This is a genomic window from Stenotrophomonas capsici, assembly GCF_034961085.1.
Taxonomy (GTDB): Bacteria; Pseudomonadota; Gammaproteobacteria; order Xanthomonadales; family Xanthomonadaceae; genus Stenotrophomonas; species Stenotrophomonas capsici.
This window is the reverse complement of sequence record NZ_JAYFUH010000263.1, coordinates 90,605-106,237: the sequence shown is the minus strand read 5'-3', so window position 1 is coordinate 106,237 and position 15,633 is coordinate 90,605. Positions and strand designations below refer to the sequence as shown.

The 15,633-nt window shown below is 69.7% G+C and carries 5 protein-coding genes; 1 reads left to right on the top strand and 4 read right to left on the bottom strand.

Annotation, left to right across the window (positions count from 1 at the left end; translation table 11 throughout):
* Both VA603_RS19505 and purL read right to left on the bottom strand, forming a co-directional pair.
* Positions 1 to 6,594 (bottom strand): ESPR-type extended signal peptide-containing protein (locus tag VA603_RS19505; protein WP_323439820.1); only part of this gene is annotated, 6,594 nt, incomplete at its 3' end.
* 662 nt (positions 6,595 to 7,256) lie between these two features.
* On the bottom strand, positions 7,257 to 11,138 hold the full coding sequence (purL, locus tag VA603_RS19500; RefSeq protein ID WP_323439819.1) for a phosphoribosylformylglycinamidine synthase: 3,882 nt from the start codon (positions 11,136 to 11,138) through the stop codon (positions 7,257 to 7,259).
* A gap of 307 nt (positions 11,139 to 11,445) precedes the next feature.
* Between purL and VA603_RS19495 the strand changes: the two genes are divergently transcribed.
* Positions 11,446 to 13,578 carry a glycosyl hydrolase family 18 protein gene (locus tag VA603_RS19495; RefSeq protein ID WP_323439818.1) on the top strand — a complete coding sequence of 711 codons (2,133 nt, stop codon included), beginning with the start codon at positions 11,446 to 11,448 and terminating at the stop codon, positions 13,576 to 13,578.
* A 79-nt stretch (positions 13,579 to 13,657) separates the two neighbouring features.
* On the opposite strand, the gene VA603_RS19490 is transcribed toward VA603_RS19495, so the two are convergent.
* Positions 13,658 to 14,434: a DsbC family protein gene (locus VA603_RS19490; protein ID WP_132865051.1), complete on the bottom strand. Its 777-nt coding sequence runs from the start codon at positions 14,432 to 14,434 to the stop codon at positions 13,658 to 13,660.
* 196 nt (positions 14,435 to 14,630) lie between these two features.
* Positions 14,631 to 15,608 carry a site-specific tyrosine recombinase XerD gene (gene xerD / locus VA603_RS19485; RefSeq protein WP_132865052.1) on the bottom strand — a complete coding sequence of 326 codons (978 nt, stop codon included), beginning with the start codon at positions 15,606 to 15,608 and terminating at the stop codon, positions 14,631 to 14,633.
* Between the last annotated feature and the right edge of the window lie 25 nt (positions 15,609 to 15,633).

Below are 15,633 nucleotides of genomic sequence, written 5' to 3'. Positions count from 1 at the left end.
CAACTGCGACTTGTTCACCGCATCGGTGGCCTCGGTACCGGCGGCCACGTTGGTGATCTGGCGCTCATTGCCGGCACTGCCCACCGACACCGTACCGGCGCGGTCGGCGACCGAGCCGGCACCCAGGGCCACCGAACCGGTGCCACTGGCCTCCGCCCCCATGCCCAGCGCGGTGCTCTGCTGGCCCACCGCCCAGGCATTGGCGCCCACTGCGGTGGCGTCATCGCCGAAGGCCCAGCTGGCGCTGCCGATCGCCACCGCATTGGTCGAACCAATGCCGAACAGGCCGAAGCCGGTCTCGGCACCATCACCGATCGCCAGGCTGCCTTCACCCAGTGCCGAGGCATTGCGGCCCACGGCCACGTTGCCGTCCTCGTAGGCCGCCGCATTGAAGCCCACCGCGGTCGTGCCCGCGCCTTCGGCATAGCTCTGCGAACCGGTCGCGGTGCTGTAGTCGCCCAGGGCGTTGGCAACCGCGCCATTGGCGGTGGACTGGTCGCCACGTGCCAACGCGCCCACGCCGCTCGCCGTGGCGGCGAAGCCTTCGGCATTGGCGCTGGCACCCAGCGCGGTGCCTCCGACGCCGGCGCTGGTCGCACCGGTATCCACCGGCACGCCACCGACGTTGATCAGCGCATCGCCGTTCTCGTCCACCGCGTTGCCACCGACGGCCACCGCACCCGGGCCCATCGCCTGCGCGTTCTGGCCGAACGCGGCGGCGTTCTGGCCGCTGGCCAGGGCATTCATGCCGACCGCGGTCGCCCCGTCGGACAGGGCATTGGCACCGCTGCCGTAAGCCGAGGCACCGTTGCCGTAGGCATTGGCCGCCTCGCCGGCGGCCACCGCGTTATCACCCTCGACGTAGGCACCGACATCACTGTCGGCACTGCCACTGGCCTTGAAGTACTTCGCGGTTATCTGCCCTTCCTCGGCAACGGCGGCCACGTCGTCCAGCTGTGCCTTGTTCACCGCGTCGGTCTCCTCGGTGCCGGCGGCCACGTTGGTGATCTGCCGTTCGCTGCCGACATCGCCCACCGACACCGTGTTGTCACGGCCCGCCACCGATCCGGCACCCAGCGCCACCGAGTTCTCGGCGCCCGCCTGCGCGCCCGCACCCACGGCGGTGCTGCGCTGGTCGAAGGCCCAGGCATTGGCACCCACCGCGGTAGCGTCATCGCCGAAGGCCCAGCTGCCGCTGCCGATCGCCACTGCGTTGGCCGCACCGATGCCGAACAGGCCGAAGCCGGTCTCGGCACCATCACCGATCGCCAGGCTGCCTTCACCCAGTGCCGAGGCATTGCGGCCCACGGCCACGTTGCCGTCCTCGTAGGCCGCCGCGTTGAAGCCCACCGCGGTCGTGCCCGCCCCTTCGGCATAGCTCTGCGAACCGGTCGCGGTGCTGTAGTCACCCAGGGCGTTGGCAACCGCGCCATTGGCGGTGGACTGGTCGCCACGTGCCAACGCGCCCACGCCGCTCGCCGTGGCGGCGAAGCCTTCGGCATTGGCGCTGGCACCCAGCGCGGTGCCTCCGACGCCGGCGCTGGTCGCACCGGTATCCACCGGCACGCCACCGACGTTGATCAGCGCATCGCCGTTCTCGTCCACCGCGTTGCCACCGACGGCCACCGCACCCGGGCCCATCGCCTGCGCGTTCTGGCCGAACGCGGCGGCGTTCTGGCCGCTGGCCAGGGCGTTCATGCCGACCGCGGTCGCCCCGTCGGACAGGGCATTGGCACCGCTGCCGTAAGCCGAGGCACCGTTGCCGTAGGCATTGGCCGCCTCGCCGGCGGCCACCGCGTTATCACCCTCGACGTAGGCACCGACATCACTGTCGGCACTGCCACTGGCCTTGAAGTACTTGCTGGTGGTGTCGGCCACAGCGGCCACTTCGTCCAGCTGCGCCTTGTTCACCGCATCGGTGTCCTCGGTGCCGGCGGCCACGTTGGTGATCTGCCGCTCGTTGCCGACATCGCCCACCGAGACCGTGTTGTCACGCTCGGCCAGCGAGTCGGCACCCAGCGCCACGCTGTTTGCTCCCTGCGCGATGGCCGCGTTGCCCAGCGCCGTGCTGTTGGTACCCGGCGACCACGCACCACCGCCCACGGCGGTGGAGTAGTCACCCGAGGCCTCGGCCGGCAGCAGGCCGAACAGCGACCCGCCCACCGCGACGCTGTTGTAGCCGGTCGCCAGCGCGCCCTGGCCGGCGGCCAGGCTGTCTTCGCCACTGGCCACCGCATCGGCGCCAACGGCCACATCGTTGCTGCCGCTGGCCGTGCTGCTGTTGCCCAGCGCGGTGCTGTTGAAGCCCGCCGCCTGTGCATAGCCACCCACCGCCGTGGCGTAGCTGGCCGTGGCCTGCGCGGCGAAGCCCTGCGCGCTGGCCGTGGTGCCACTGGCCACGCTCTCCGCGCCCAATGCGGTCGCCCCATTGCCTTCGGCGCTGCTGTAGTAGCCCACCGCGGTGGACTCGATGCCATCGGCTTCGGCCAGCACGCCCACCGCCGTGGCGCCATCCCCCGAGGCCGCCGAGGCCGCACCGAAGGCCGCGCTCTGCTCGCCGCTGGCCACGCTTTCCGAACCCACCGCCGTGGCGTACTCGCCGCTGGCGATCACGCTGTCACCGGCGGCGAAGCTGCTGCCACCACTGGCGATGCTGTTGCTGCCCACCGCCGTGGCGTTGTCGCCATCGACGAAGTTGGCGAAGCCGAACGCGCTGCTGTTCTGCCCATCGACCTGGTTGAAGTTGCCCACCGCCGAGCTGTTGGTGCCGTTGGCGGTGTTCACGTAGCCCACCGCACTGGCGTAGTCGCCCGCCGCGCTGTTGTAGCTGCCCACCGCGATGCTCTCCGCACCGCTGGCCACCGAGCCCACGCCTGCCGCCGTGGCACCGTCGCCGCTGGCCACCGCGTCGTCGCTGCCGTCACCGGCACCGTTGGCCTTGAAGTAGCGGCCCGCCAGCAGCGCGCCTTCGGCCGCTGCATTGAGCTGGTCCACGTTCACCGCGTCGGTGCCTTCGGTACCCGCGGCGACGTTGGTGATCTGCCGGTCGATGGCGGCGTGGGTCACGCCGGCCGCATCGGTCCATTCCTGCGCGGCACCCACCGACACCGTGTTTGCCCGGTCGGCCAGCGAACCGGCGCCCAACACCACGCTGTTCTGCGCGTCCTTGGTGGTCCACGCATTGGAGCCCAGCACGGTTGCGTTCTGCGCCTGCGCGTAGCTGTTGTAACCGACGACAGTGGCGCCGTCCTCGGTCGCCCATGCCTCGGCACCGAGCGCGGTGGTCTGCTTGCCCTCGGTTTCGCTGTAGGCATCCTGCCCGGCCAGTGCATTGGTGCCGACCGCCACGCCCATTTCACCGGTGGCGGCGTTGTTGCCAACTGCCACGCCACCCTGCCCGGCGCGCGTCTGCACGCCGAAGGCGGCACCGGCGATGTCGGCGATGGCGTTCTGGCCCACCGCGGTGGCGACCTCGGCGGCCTGCGCCTGGGTGCCCACGGCGGTACCGAAGAACGTCGCATATGCGCCCGAACCCACCGACACCGCCTGCCAGGCATCGGCGGTCGCGCCGAAGCCGATGGCCGTGGACTCACGCCCGGTGGCCCATGCCGCGTTGCCGATGGCGGTCGCGGCCAGGCCCGAGGCCTGCGCGTCCGCGCCGATGGCCGCGGCGAACAGGCCATTGGCGCTGCTGTCCGCGCCGATGGCCAGCTGCCCGCCCTGCGCGGTGCTGGCATTGGTACCGATGGCGATGTTGTCCTGCGCCGATGCATTGGCGTTCAAGCCCACGGCGATCGCGCCCTCGCCGGTCGCCAGCGCGCTGGTACCCAGCGCGGTCGCGTTGTCGGCCAGTGCATTAGCACCGTTGCCGTAGGCCGAAGCGCCATTGCCGATGGCGTTGCTGGCCTCGCCGGCCGCCGTCGCGTTCTGGCCCTCTGCCAGCGCACCGGCATCGCTGTCGTCGCCACCGGTCGCCTTGAAGTACTTGTCGGTGTTGGAGGCGACGGCCGCGACATCGTCGAGCTGCGCCTTGTTCACCGCATCGGTGGCCTCGGTGCCGGCCGCCACGTGGGTGACCTGCCGTTCGGCACCATCGCTGCCGACCGAAACGGTGTCGTCGCGATCGGCTACCGAGTTGGCACCCAGCGCGACGCTGTTCACGCCACTGGCCTCGGCCAGGAAGCCCACGGCGGTGGCGTTCTCGGCATTGGCGTAGCTGCCGCCGCCGATCGCGGTGGCGCCGTCACCGGCGGCCGCGGCCAACGTGCCCAGCGTGGTCGCCTGCACCCCTTCGGCGGTCGCCGCGGTGCCCACGGCGGTCGCGCCCAGGTCAGTCGCCTGCGCGCCGTTGCCCAAGGCGGTGGATGCAACGCCACTGGCCTCGGTCGCCTGGGTGATGAAGCCCGGGAAGCCGTACAGCAGGTCGCCGATGTCGGCCACGCCGCCCACCGCGGTGCTGTAGTCGCCGCTGCTCACCGCCGCGAAGCCCACCGCGGTGGCGTAGGTGGCCGTGGATTCACTGCCATAGCCCAGCGCCGTGCTGCGTGCGCCGCTGGCATCGGCAAAGCTGCCGTTGGCGGTGGAATAGGCCCCGCCAGCGCTGCTGCGGTAGCCGGTGGTGGTGGATTGCGCGCCCTCGGCCGTCGCGCCGGCACCATTCGCCGTCGAGAACGCCCCGGTCGCCACCGCGCCGGCGCCAAAGGCCGATGCGCCCACGCCGGACGCCGTGGTGGTCTGGTCCAGCACGACGTTGCCGTCGGCATCCTCGAAGTACAGGCGGCCACCGTTGGCGGTGCTGGAATCCCCTTCGGCCACCGCGTTGTAACCGGTGGACGTGGCGTACTGGCCGGTGGCGACCGCGCCGCTGCCGATGGCCGACGCCCCCAGCGCCAGTGCCGAACTGGAAGAACCCAGCGCGGTGGCGTAGTCCCCCTGCGCCATCGCGTTGCTGCCCGATGCGGTCGCCTCCTCGCCTTCGGCGATGGCGCCGTTCTCGCCGGTGGCAACGAAGTACTTGCTGTTGGCGGTGGCTTCGTCCAGCTGCGCCTTGTTCACCGCATCGGTGTCCTCGGTGCCGGCGGCCACGTTGGTGATCTGCCGTTCGTTGCCGACATCGCCCACCGAGACCGTGTTGTCACGCTCGGCCAGCGAGTCGGCACCCAGCGCCACGCTGTTTGCTCCCTGCGCGATGGCCGCGTTGCCCAGCGCCGTGCTGTTGGTACCCGGCGACCACGCACCACCGCCCACGGCGGTGGAGTAGTCACCCGAGGCCTCGGCCGGCAGCAGGCCGAACAGCGACCCGCCCACCGCGACGCTGTTGTAGCCGGTCGCCAGCGCGCCCTGGCCGGCGGCCAGGCTGTCTTCGCCACTGGCCACCGCATCGGCGCCAACGGCCACATCGTTGCTGCCGCTGGCCGTGCTGCTGTTGCCCAGCGCGGTGCTGTTGAAGCCCGCCGCCTGTGCATAGCCACCCACCGCCGTGGCGTAGCTGGCCGTGGCCTGCGCGGCGAAGCCCTGCGCGCTGGCCGTGGTGCCACTGGCCACGCTCTCCGCGCCCAGTGCGGTCGCCCCATTGCCTTCGGCGCTGCTGTAGTAGCCCACCGCGGTGGACTCGATGCCATCGGCTTCGGCCAGCACGCCCACCGCCGTGGCGCCATCCCCCGAGGCCGCCGAGGCCGCACCGAAGGCCGCGCTCTGCTCGCCGCTGGCCACGCTTTCCGAACCCACCGCCGTGGCGTACTCGCCGCTGGCGATCACGCTGTCACCGGCGGCGAAGCTGCTGCCACCACTGGCGATGCTGTTGCTGCCCACCGCCGTGGCGTTGTCGCCATCGACGAAGTTGGCGAAGCCGAACGCGCTGCTGTTCTGCCCATCGACCTGGTTGAAGTTGCCCACCGCCGAGCTGTTGGTGCCGTTGGCGGTGTTCACGTAGCCTACCGCACTGGCGTAGTCGCCCGCCGCGCTGTTGTAGCTGCCCACCGCGATGCTCTCCGCACCGCTGGCCACCGAGCCCACGCCCGCCGCCGTGGCACCGTCGCCGCTGGCCACCGCGTCGTCGCTGCCGTCGCCAGCACCGTTGGCCTTGAAGTAGCGCTGCACGTTCTCGCCGGCGGCCGCCACGGCATCCAGCTGCGCCTTGTTCACCGCATCGGTGGCCTCGGTGCCGGCGGCCACGTGGGTGACCTGCCGCTCGCTGCCCGCCGTACCCACCGAAACGCTGTTGGCGCGGTCGGCGACCGAGCCGGCACCCAGTGCCACGCTGCCGTCGGCCGAGGCGACCGTGCCGGCGCCAATGGCCACCGCGTTGCTGCCCGTGGCCTGCGCGTCACCGGACGTCGCGCAATCCACCAGGGTCGCGCTGCCCAGCACCATGCACTGCCCGCTGCCGCCCACTTCGACCGATTGCGCCTGTACGGCGGTAACCGTTCCTGCGCCCAGTCCCAGGGCGATGGCCAGCGACAAGGCCTGCAGCCGATGGCTGCCGGCGCGTCGTTCATCGACGACGACGCCCGACGCGTTGGAAGTGGCCAACTCCGATGCCACGACCAGCTGCCCCAATGCCTTGTTCCACACCTTGCGATAAATCCGATTCATCGTCACAGCTCCTCAAGTGGGGTGGTTTATTCCGCTTGCAGAAACGGCCATCGCTGGACTGAACGCGTCCAACGATCCCCCTGAGGTGTTGTGGATCCTGTCTCCCGGACAACCGGGCACGCGAGGCTCACGCCTGCCGTGGCGGCTCTCGCCCGTACGGATGTGTAACCACGGTTCCGTACGTGTCGAGGCGCTACAGGATGGTTCGAGTGTTAATCGACGATTTATCTAGCGTCAAGTTTCCGGCTGCATAACGATTTTTGAGATGCATCGCACAAATCTCCTTTCCAAAGGAGATGATTTTTGGGAAATTTCTTATGAAACAAACGGATGCGTGTGTTGTCCCCAAGCCATCGCCGCACGCTCTGCAGGCATGACAGGCCCGGCCGGCGGCCAGCCCCGGGCCTTGTCCCACGGGCGTTTCCAGCCAATCTTCCGTCGGGGAACCCAATCCCGATGGCGACACGTGTTCAGGGCGGCTTTTTTTGCGCTGCAGGAATGACCACAGCGCCGGACGCGCGCCAAACCGTCCCGGGCAGCCCGCCACCGCCACCGGATACCCGCCCGCCACCGGCCTGTCCACCCAACAAAAAAGCCCGCGGCAGCGGCCACGGGCTTTCCCGGACGGCCCCGACAGGGTCGGGGCCATTTCTCAGCGTTACTCAGCCACACCACACGCGGGCATTGCGGAACATCCGCAGCCACGGCGAATCCTCGCTCCAGCGCGCCGGTGCCCAGCTCAGGTTGACGGTGCGCGGGGTGCGCTCCGGGTGCGGCATCAGGATGGTGACGCGGCCATCGCTGGTGGTCAGGCCGGTGATGCCGTCCGGCGAACCATTCGGGTTCAGCGGGTACTGCTCGGCCACGCGGCCATCACCATCGACGTAACGCAACGCGATGCTGGCGGCGGCCTGGTCCACCGCACTGTCGAACTCGGCGCGGCCTTCGCCGTGGGCCACGGCCACCGGCAGGCGCGAACCGGCCATGCCACGCAGCAGGATCGACGGCGACTCCTGCACTTCCAGCAGGGCGGTGCGTGCCTCGAACTGCTCGCTGCGGTTGCGCAGGAAGGTCGGCCAGTGCTCGGCACCGGGGATGATGGCCTTGAGCTGGCTGATCATCTGGCAGCCGTTGCACACGCCCAGCGCGAAGGTATCCGGGCGGGCGAAGAAGGCGGCGAAGGCCTCGCGCAGCGCCGGGCGCTCCAGGATCGAGGTCGCCCAGCCACGGCCGGCACCGAGCACGTCGCCGTAGCTGAAGCCGCCGCACGCGGCCAGGCCGCGGAAATCGGACAGCTGCACGCGGCCGGCGATCAGGTCGCTCATGTGCACGTCGTAGGCATCAAAACCCACGCGCTCGAAGATGTTGGCCATCTCGATCTGGCCGTTGACGCCCTGCTCGCGCAGGATCGCGATCTTCGGCCGCGCACCGGTGGCGATGAACGGTGCCGCCACGTCCTCGGCGGGGTCGAAGCTCAGCTTCGGCTTCAGGCCCGGGGCGTTGAAGTTGCGGGCCACCGCGCGTTCCTGGTCGGCCGCTTCCGGGTTGTCACGCAGCTTCTGCATGGCGTGGGTCACCGACCACCAGGCGTCGAACAGGTCTTCCCAGCGCCACTCGGCCAGGCTTTCGCCGCCCAGTTGCACCCGCACCACCGGCGCGGTGGTCGGGCGGGCGATGCGCTGCGCGCACTCGGTCAGCGCATGGCGCTCGACCAGGTCGGCGAACGCGGCGCGGTCCTCCTTGGCGATCTGCACCACGGCGCCGAGTTCTTCGTTGAACAGGCTGCGGAACGGGTCATCGCCCCAGGCATCGAGCACGATGTCCAGGCCCAGGCGCGAGGCGAAGGACATCTCGCACAGCGCGGCGAACGCACCACCGTCGCTGCGGTCATGGTAGGCCAGCAGCAGGCCGGCCTCACGTGCATCGCGGATCAGTTCGAAGAACCCACGCAGGCGCTGCGGGTCGTCCAGGTCCGGCACTTCACCGGCAAACGCCGGCAAGGCACTGTGGTCGGCCTGGGTCTGGGCCAGGATCGAACCACCCAGACGCTGCTTGCCCGCACCCAGGCCGATCAGCCACAACTCGCTTTCGGTCTCGCGGTCGAGCAGCGGGGTCAGTTGCTGGCGCGCATCGACCACCGGCGCGAACGCCGAGATCACCAGCGACACCGGCGACACCGACTTCTCGGTCCTGCCCTCGGCCTGCCACTGCGCCTGCATCGACAGCGAGTCCTTGCCCACCGGGATGCTGATGTCCAGCTGCGGGCACAGCTCCATGCCCACCGCCTTGACCGCGTCGTACAGCAGCGCGTCTTCGCCGTTGTGGCCGCAGGCGGCCATCCAGTTGGCCGACAGCTTGACCGTATCCAGCGACAGCACCGGTGCGGCACACAGGTTGGTGATCGCTTCGCCCACCGCCATGCGCGCCGAGGCGGCGGCGTTGAGCAGGGCCAGCGGGGTACGCTCGCCCAGCGACATCGCTTCACCGGCGTAGGTGTCGAAACCGGCCAGGGTGATGGCGACATCGGCCATCGGCAGCTGCCACGGGCCGATCATCTGCTCGCGCGCGGTCAAGCCGCCGACGCTGCGGTCACCGATGGTGACCAGGAAGCTCTTGGAAGCGACGGTCGGATGCGCCAACACGCGCAGGCCAGCGTCGTGCAGGTCGATGCCGGCGGTCTTGAGCTGCGGCCAACGCGGCGCGGCCGGATGCGTGGTGTCGCGATGCATCTTCGGCGCCTTGCCGAACAGCACGTCCATCGGCAGGTCGATCGGCGCATCGGCCGGGATGTTGCCCGGCGTAGCGCCGTAGGCAACGACCAGGCGCTCCTCGGCGGTGGCGATGCCGACCGCGGCGAACGGACAACGCTCGCGTGCGCAAATGTCGGTGAACTCGGCCAGACGCCCGGCCGGGATGCCCAGCACGTAGCGTTCCTGCGATTCGTTGCACCACAGTTCCAGCGGCGACAGCGACGGATCGTCGGTGGGCACCTTGCCCATATCGATCACGCCACCCACGCCGGAGTCGTGCAGCAGTTCCGGGATGGCATTGGACAGGCCACCGGCGCCGACGTCATGGAAGAACTTGATCGGGTTGTCGGTGCCCATGGCCACGCAACGGTCGATCACTTCCTGGCAGCGGCGCTCCATTTCCGGGTTGTCGCGCTGCACGCTGGCGAAATCCAGGTCCTCGGCGCTCTCGCCGGAGGCCACCGACGAGGCGGCACCGCCGCCCAGGCCGATCAGCATCGCCGGGCCGCCGAGCACGATGACGATGTCACCGTCCTGCAGGCGCAGCTTGTCCACCTGCACGCGGTCGATCGCGCCCAGGCCACCGGCCAGCATGATCGGCTTGTCATAGGCGCGGGTGATCTCGCCTTCCGGCAGTTCGAAGCTGCGGAAGTAACCCAGCAGGTTCGGGCGGCCGAACTCGTTGTTGAACGCGGCGCCGCCGAGCGGGCCGTCGAGCATGATGTCCAGCGCCGGTGCCATGCGCGGGTTCAGCGCGCGCGGCGCTTCCCACGGCTGCGGCAGGGTCGGGATGCGCAGGTGCGAGACCGAAAAACCGGTCAGGCCCGCCTTGGGCTTGCCGCCGCGGCCGGTCGCGCCTTCGTCGCGGATTTCGCCACCGGCACCGGTCGAGGCACCCGGGAACGGCGCGATCGCGGTCGGATGGTTGTGGGTTTCCACCTTGATCTGGAAGGCGCTGGGCACCACCGCTTCGCTGCGGTACTTGCCGCTGGCCGGGTCCGGGCGGTAACGCGCGGCCGGTTCACCCTCGATCACCGCAGCGTTGTCGCTGTACGCGCTGAGCGTGTGCTGCGGGGTCTGCTGATGGGTGTTCTTGATCATCTTGAACAGCGAGCGGTCCTGCGCCTGCCCATCGATGGTCCAGCTGGCGTTGAATATCTTGTGGCGACAGTGCTCGGAATTGGCCTGCGCGAACATCATCAGCTCGACGTCGGACGGATCGCGGCCCAGCTCGGTGTAGCGCTGGCGCAGGTACTCGATCTCGTCCTCGGCCAAGGCCAGGCCCAGGCGCTTGTTGGCGCTTTCCAGGTCAGCCAGCGCGATGCGCTCCAGCTGGCCGCGGGCCAGGCTGGTGAACAATGCCTGCGCCTGCCCGATGTCGGTCAGCAGCGACTGCGTCATCGGGTCGTGCAGCAGCTTGGCCACCGCGGCCTGCTGGGCCGGGTCGGCCGGCCAGCCGCTCAGGTCGATGCGGGTACCGCGCTCCACGCGCTGGATCGCCAGGCCGGCACCGCGCACCAGCTCGGTGGCCTTGCTCGACCATGGCGACAGCGTGCCCAGGCGCGGCACCACATAGCGCGACACCGCGCCGTCGGCGCGTTCGGCCGCCTGCGGCTGGCCCTGCACGATGCGGCCCAGCGTGGTCAGGTCGACCGCGCCGGCATCGGCAGCTTGGGTGAAATAGACATGCCAGGCACCGGTGATACGCAGGTCGGCGGCGATGGACTGCAGGCGGGATTCAAGACGTTCGCGACGGAACGGCGAAAGGGCAGCTGCGCCCTCGAGGACGATCATGTCCGGGAAACCATGGTTAGGAATCGGGCCCGGCATTGTACCGGAGTCCGCCGCAGCTCCCCTGATTTCCGGTTCAGCGCGGGCAGGCGCTGGCCGGGCGCCAGCGGCAATCGCCCGGTGTGGAGGGAAAGCGGGGTTACGGTTCCCCCCTCGCTATGCTCATTCAGCCGGTGGCGCTGCCCCGGCCCGTCCGCCCGCCTTCCCGCTCGCCAACGGAACTCCCCCAACCCGGCCCCGGCCAAGCGCTTGATGCGCGGGCCATGCCGAAGGCATGCCCCGCGCCGGCCGCCCCCAAAGGAGATTGACCATGACGGATCATCCCAACCACCGCCCGCCCTACCGGCGCCGTCGCACCCGCACCGGCCTCCTCCTGGCCACGGTGATGGGCCTGGCCGCGCTGCCAGCGGCCCAGGCCGCCGATTGCACCGGCGTGAAGCCCTGGATCGCCACCACGATCTACTCGCCCGGGCAGACCCTGCAGAAGGACGGAGTCCTCTACCAGGTCCAGCAACAGATCTGGAACGCCGCGCCGGACCATCCCGCCGGCCGGCGCTACTACCGCTCCCTTGGCCGTTGCGGGAGCGGCGCCGGTAATCCGCCACCGCCTTCCCCGCCGCCGGCCAACCAGGCGCCGCAGGTCCGGCTGACCGCTCCTTCGGCCGGCAGCCGCTTTGCCGCCGGCAGCACGGTCACGCTCCGCGCCGATGCCTCCGATCGCGATGGCAGTATCCGCAAAGTCGAGTTCTTCCATGACGGCAAGTCGCTGGGCGTGGACACCCAGGCCCCGTACACCCTGCAATGGCAAGCGGTTCCAGCCGGCACCCATGTGCTCAGCGCCCTGGCCACCGACGACCGCAATGCGAGCACGCGCTCGGCCACGGTCACCCTCATCGTCACCCCCGCTCCCCACGAGGACAGGGATACCACCGCACCCACCGTCCCCGCCGCAGTGTCGGCCCAGGCGTTGGACCCGAACCGCGTCCAGCTGCGCTGGAATCCGTCCAGCGACAATCCCGGTGGCGGCGGGCTGGCCGGCTACGACCTGTACCGCGATGACCGCCTGGTCGCCTCGCCCTCCACCCCCTCCTACCTGGACAGCGGCCTGGCACCGGACACCGCCTACCGCTACGCCGTGCGGGCCCGCGACGTGGCCGGGAATGCTTCGGCCCGCAGCGCACCGGTGGGCGTGCGCACCCCGTCTGCCGACACCGACGGCGACGGCCCGGGCGCCAGGCGGCTCATCGGCTACTTCACCCAGTGGGGCATCTACGGCCGCAACTACAAGGTCAAGCAGATCGACAGCAGCGGCTCGGCGGCCAAGCTGACCCACATCAACTACGCCTTCGGCAACGTGCGCAACAACCGCTGCGAGGTCGGCATCACCCAGGCCGCGAACCCGGGCACCGGCAGCGGTGGCGATGCCTATGCCGACTACACGCGCAGCTTCGGCGCGGCCGAGAGCGTCAGCGGCCGTGGCGATACCTGGAACCAGCCGCTGCGCGGCAACTGGAACCAGCTGCGCCAGCTCAAGGCCAAGCACCCACACCTGAAGGTGCTGATCTCGCTCGGTGGCTGGACCTGGTCACGCGGCTTCTCCAGCGCCGCGCAGCCGGAGAACCGCGCCGCATTCGTGGCCTCGTGCATCGATGCCTACATCAAGGGCAACCTGCCGTTCACCGACAACGCGGGTGGGCCGGGCGTGGCCGCGGGCATCTTCGACGGCATCGACGTGGACTGGGAGTACCCGGCCGCCTGCGGCCTGGGCTGCGGCAGCCCGGCCGACCGGCAGAATTTCACCGCACTGCTGGCCGAGTTCCGCCGCCAGCTCGATGCGGTCCGCCCCGGCATGCTGCTGACCGTGGCGGTGGGTGCCGGCATCGACAAGATCCGCGTGACCGACCCCGGGGAGTACCACCGCTACCTGGATTTCATCAACGTGATGACCTACGACTTCCACGGTGCCTGGGCACCACGTACCAACCACCATTCGGCACTGTTCGATTCGCCGGCCGACCCGTCCAGCGGGGACGAGCGCCTGTACAACAGCAATGACGCGATCGAGGCCTACCTTGCCCGCGGCGTACCGGCCCACAAGTTGAACCTGGGCGTGGGCTTCTACGGCCGCGGCTGGACCAACGTGGCACCGACCAACAACGGCCTGTACCAGCCTGGCCGCCCGGCGGCTGGCAGATACGAAGCCGGCATCGAGGACTGGAAAGTGCTCAAGGACCTGGGCTGGCCGGCCCACCGCGACCCGGCCGCCAAGGCCGCGTGGATCTACAACGGCACCACCTTCTGGAGCTTCGATACCCCGGAGATGCTCATCGAGAAGATGGCCTACGTGAAGGCCCAAGGCCTGGGCGGCGCGTTCTTCTGGGAGTTCAGCGGTGACGATGCGCAGGGCACGATGGTCAACGCGCTGGACCGCGGCCTGAAGTAAGCGGCGCGCCCGCAAACAGAAAGCCCCTCCATTGGAGGGGCTTCCGGTATCACGTGCAGCCGATAAGCCGGCGAATGGATCAGCGACCGCCGCCGGCGGCGTCGATGCGCTCCAGCGCGGCCTTGAGCTGTGCCGGCGGCAGGTAGCCACCGAGCTGGCTGCCATCGGCGGCGAAGATCGCCGGGGTACCGTTGATGCCCAACTGCTGGCCGAGGTTGTACTGCATGGCGACCGGGTTGGTGCAGGTCTTCGGGGACACCGGCTGGCCGGACTTGGCCGCGGTCAGTGCGGCCTTGCGGTCGCTGGCGCACCAGACCGAGATCATGTCGGTGTAGTCCTTGCTGCCCAGGCCCATGCGCGGGAACGCCAGGTACTCGACCGCGATGCCGTTGCGGTTGAGCTCGGCGATGTCCTGATGCAGCTTGCGGCAGTAACCACACTCGATGTCGGTGAACACGCTGATGGTGTACTTGGCATTCGGCGGGGCGAACACGATGCGGTCCGCGTGCGGCAGGGTCGCCAGCAACCCGCGGCGGTACTGCAGCAGCCCGGCGCTGGTGGCCATGGCCTTCTTCTGGATGTCATACGGCTGCGACTGCATCAGGTAGCGGCCATCGTCGGTGACGTACAGCACCTGGCCGGACACGATCACCTCACGGAAACCCGGGAACGGCGCGGCACCGATGTAGTCGGGGCTGAAGTTCGGGTCGAGCTGCTTGAGCGCATCACGCACGGTCTGCTCGACCGGGCCTTCGGCGACCTGCGGCGCAGGGGCGGCGGCGGTCGGCGAGGCCTGCTGCGCACAGGCGGTAAGGCTGATCGCGCCCAGCAGCGCGGCAATGGCAATTCGGTACATCGGCAACCCGTGGGAAGAAGTATCCGGCCGATTCTCGCATACGCCCCTGCAACGCGCCGTGCGGGCAGTCGGCAACCTGCCACGGGGCATCTGGACAAATATTCACCAGCCACCGGAAACGCCGGCGGGGCAAGGGATACCGGCATTTATCCACAGCTTGTGCGGCCACTGCCGCACACCCGTTGTGGAAAACCCCTCAACCACGCGGGTGATGCCTGCGGTGCAGCTTCTGCAGGTGCTCGCGCGCCACCAGCGTGTAGATCTGTGTGGTGGACAGCGAGCTGTGGCCCAGCAGCATCTGCAGCGCGCGCAGGTCCGCGCCGTGGTTGAGCAGGTGGGTGGCGAAGCTGTGGCGCAGGCCGTGCGGGCTGATCTTGCCCGGGTCGATGCCCGCGACCGCTGCACTGGCCTTCACCAAGGCCCAGAACTGCTGCCGGCTCAAGGGCTTGCGCTCGTTGCCGACGAACAACGGCACCTGCCCGTCCGGCGTGGCCTGCACCGCCTTGCCGCCGGTCAACTGCGGGCGCGCCTGCGCCAAGTAGCGCTCCAGCCAGTGCTGGGACTCCTCGCCCAATGGCACCAGCCGTTCCTTGCTGCCCTTGCCGGTCACCCGCAGCACGCCCTGGCGCAGGTTGACCGCATTGGCCGGCAGGTTGACCAGTTCGCTCACGCGCAGGCCGGCGGCGTACATCAGCTCCAGCATCGCGCGGTCGCGCAGGCCTTCTGCGGTCTCCACGTCGGGCGTGGCCAGCAGCGCATCGATCTGGCTTTCGGCCAAGGCCTTGGGCAGCGAGCGCGGCAGCTTGGGCGGCTCCAGCAGGGCGGACGGATCGTCATGCCGCTCACCGCGCTTGAGGCCATATCCGAAGAACGCCCGCAACGCCGACAGCAGCCGTGCATTGCTGCGGGCCGTCCAGCCATGCCGGGTACGCCAGGCCAGGTAATCGAACAGGCCCGCGCGATCGATGCCAGCCAGGCCATCGCCGGCGCCGTCACGCCACCGCGCCAGCCCTTCCAGATCACGGCGGTAGCTGTCCAGCGATGCCCGGGCCAGGCCCTGTTCGGCCCAGATCGCATCCAGGAAACGCTGGATCAGGCGGGCATCGGCATCGCGCAGCGGCGGCAGCTGCTGCACCATCTGGCGGCGTTCGGCGGGCGTCAATGCGGCGGACATCGGCACAAGCATAGGGGCTGGCCGT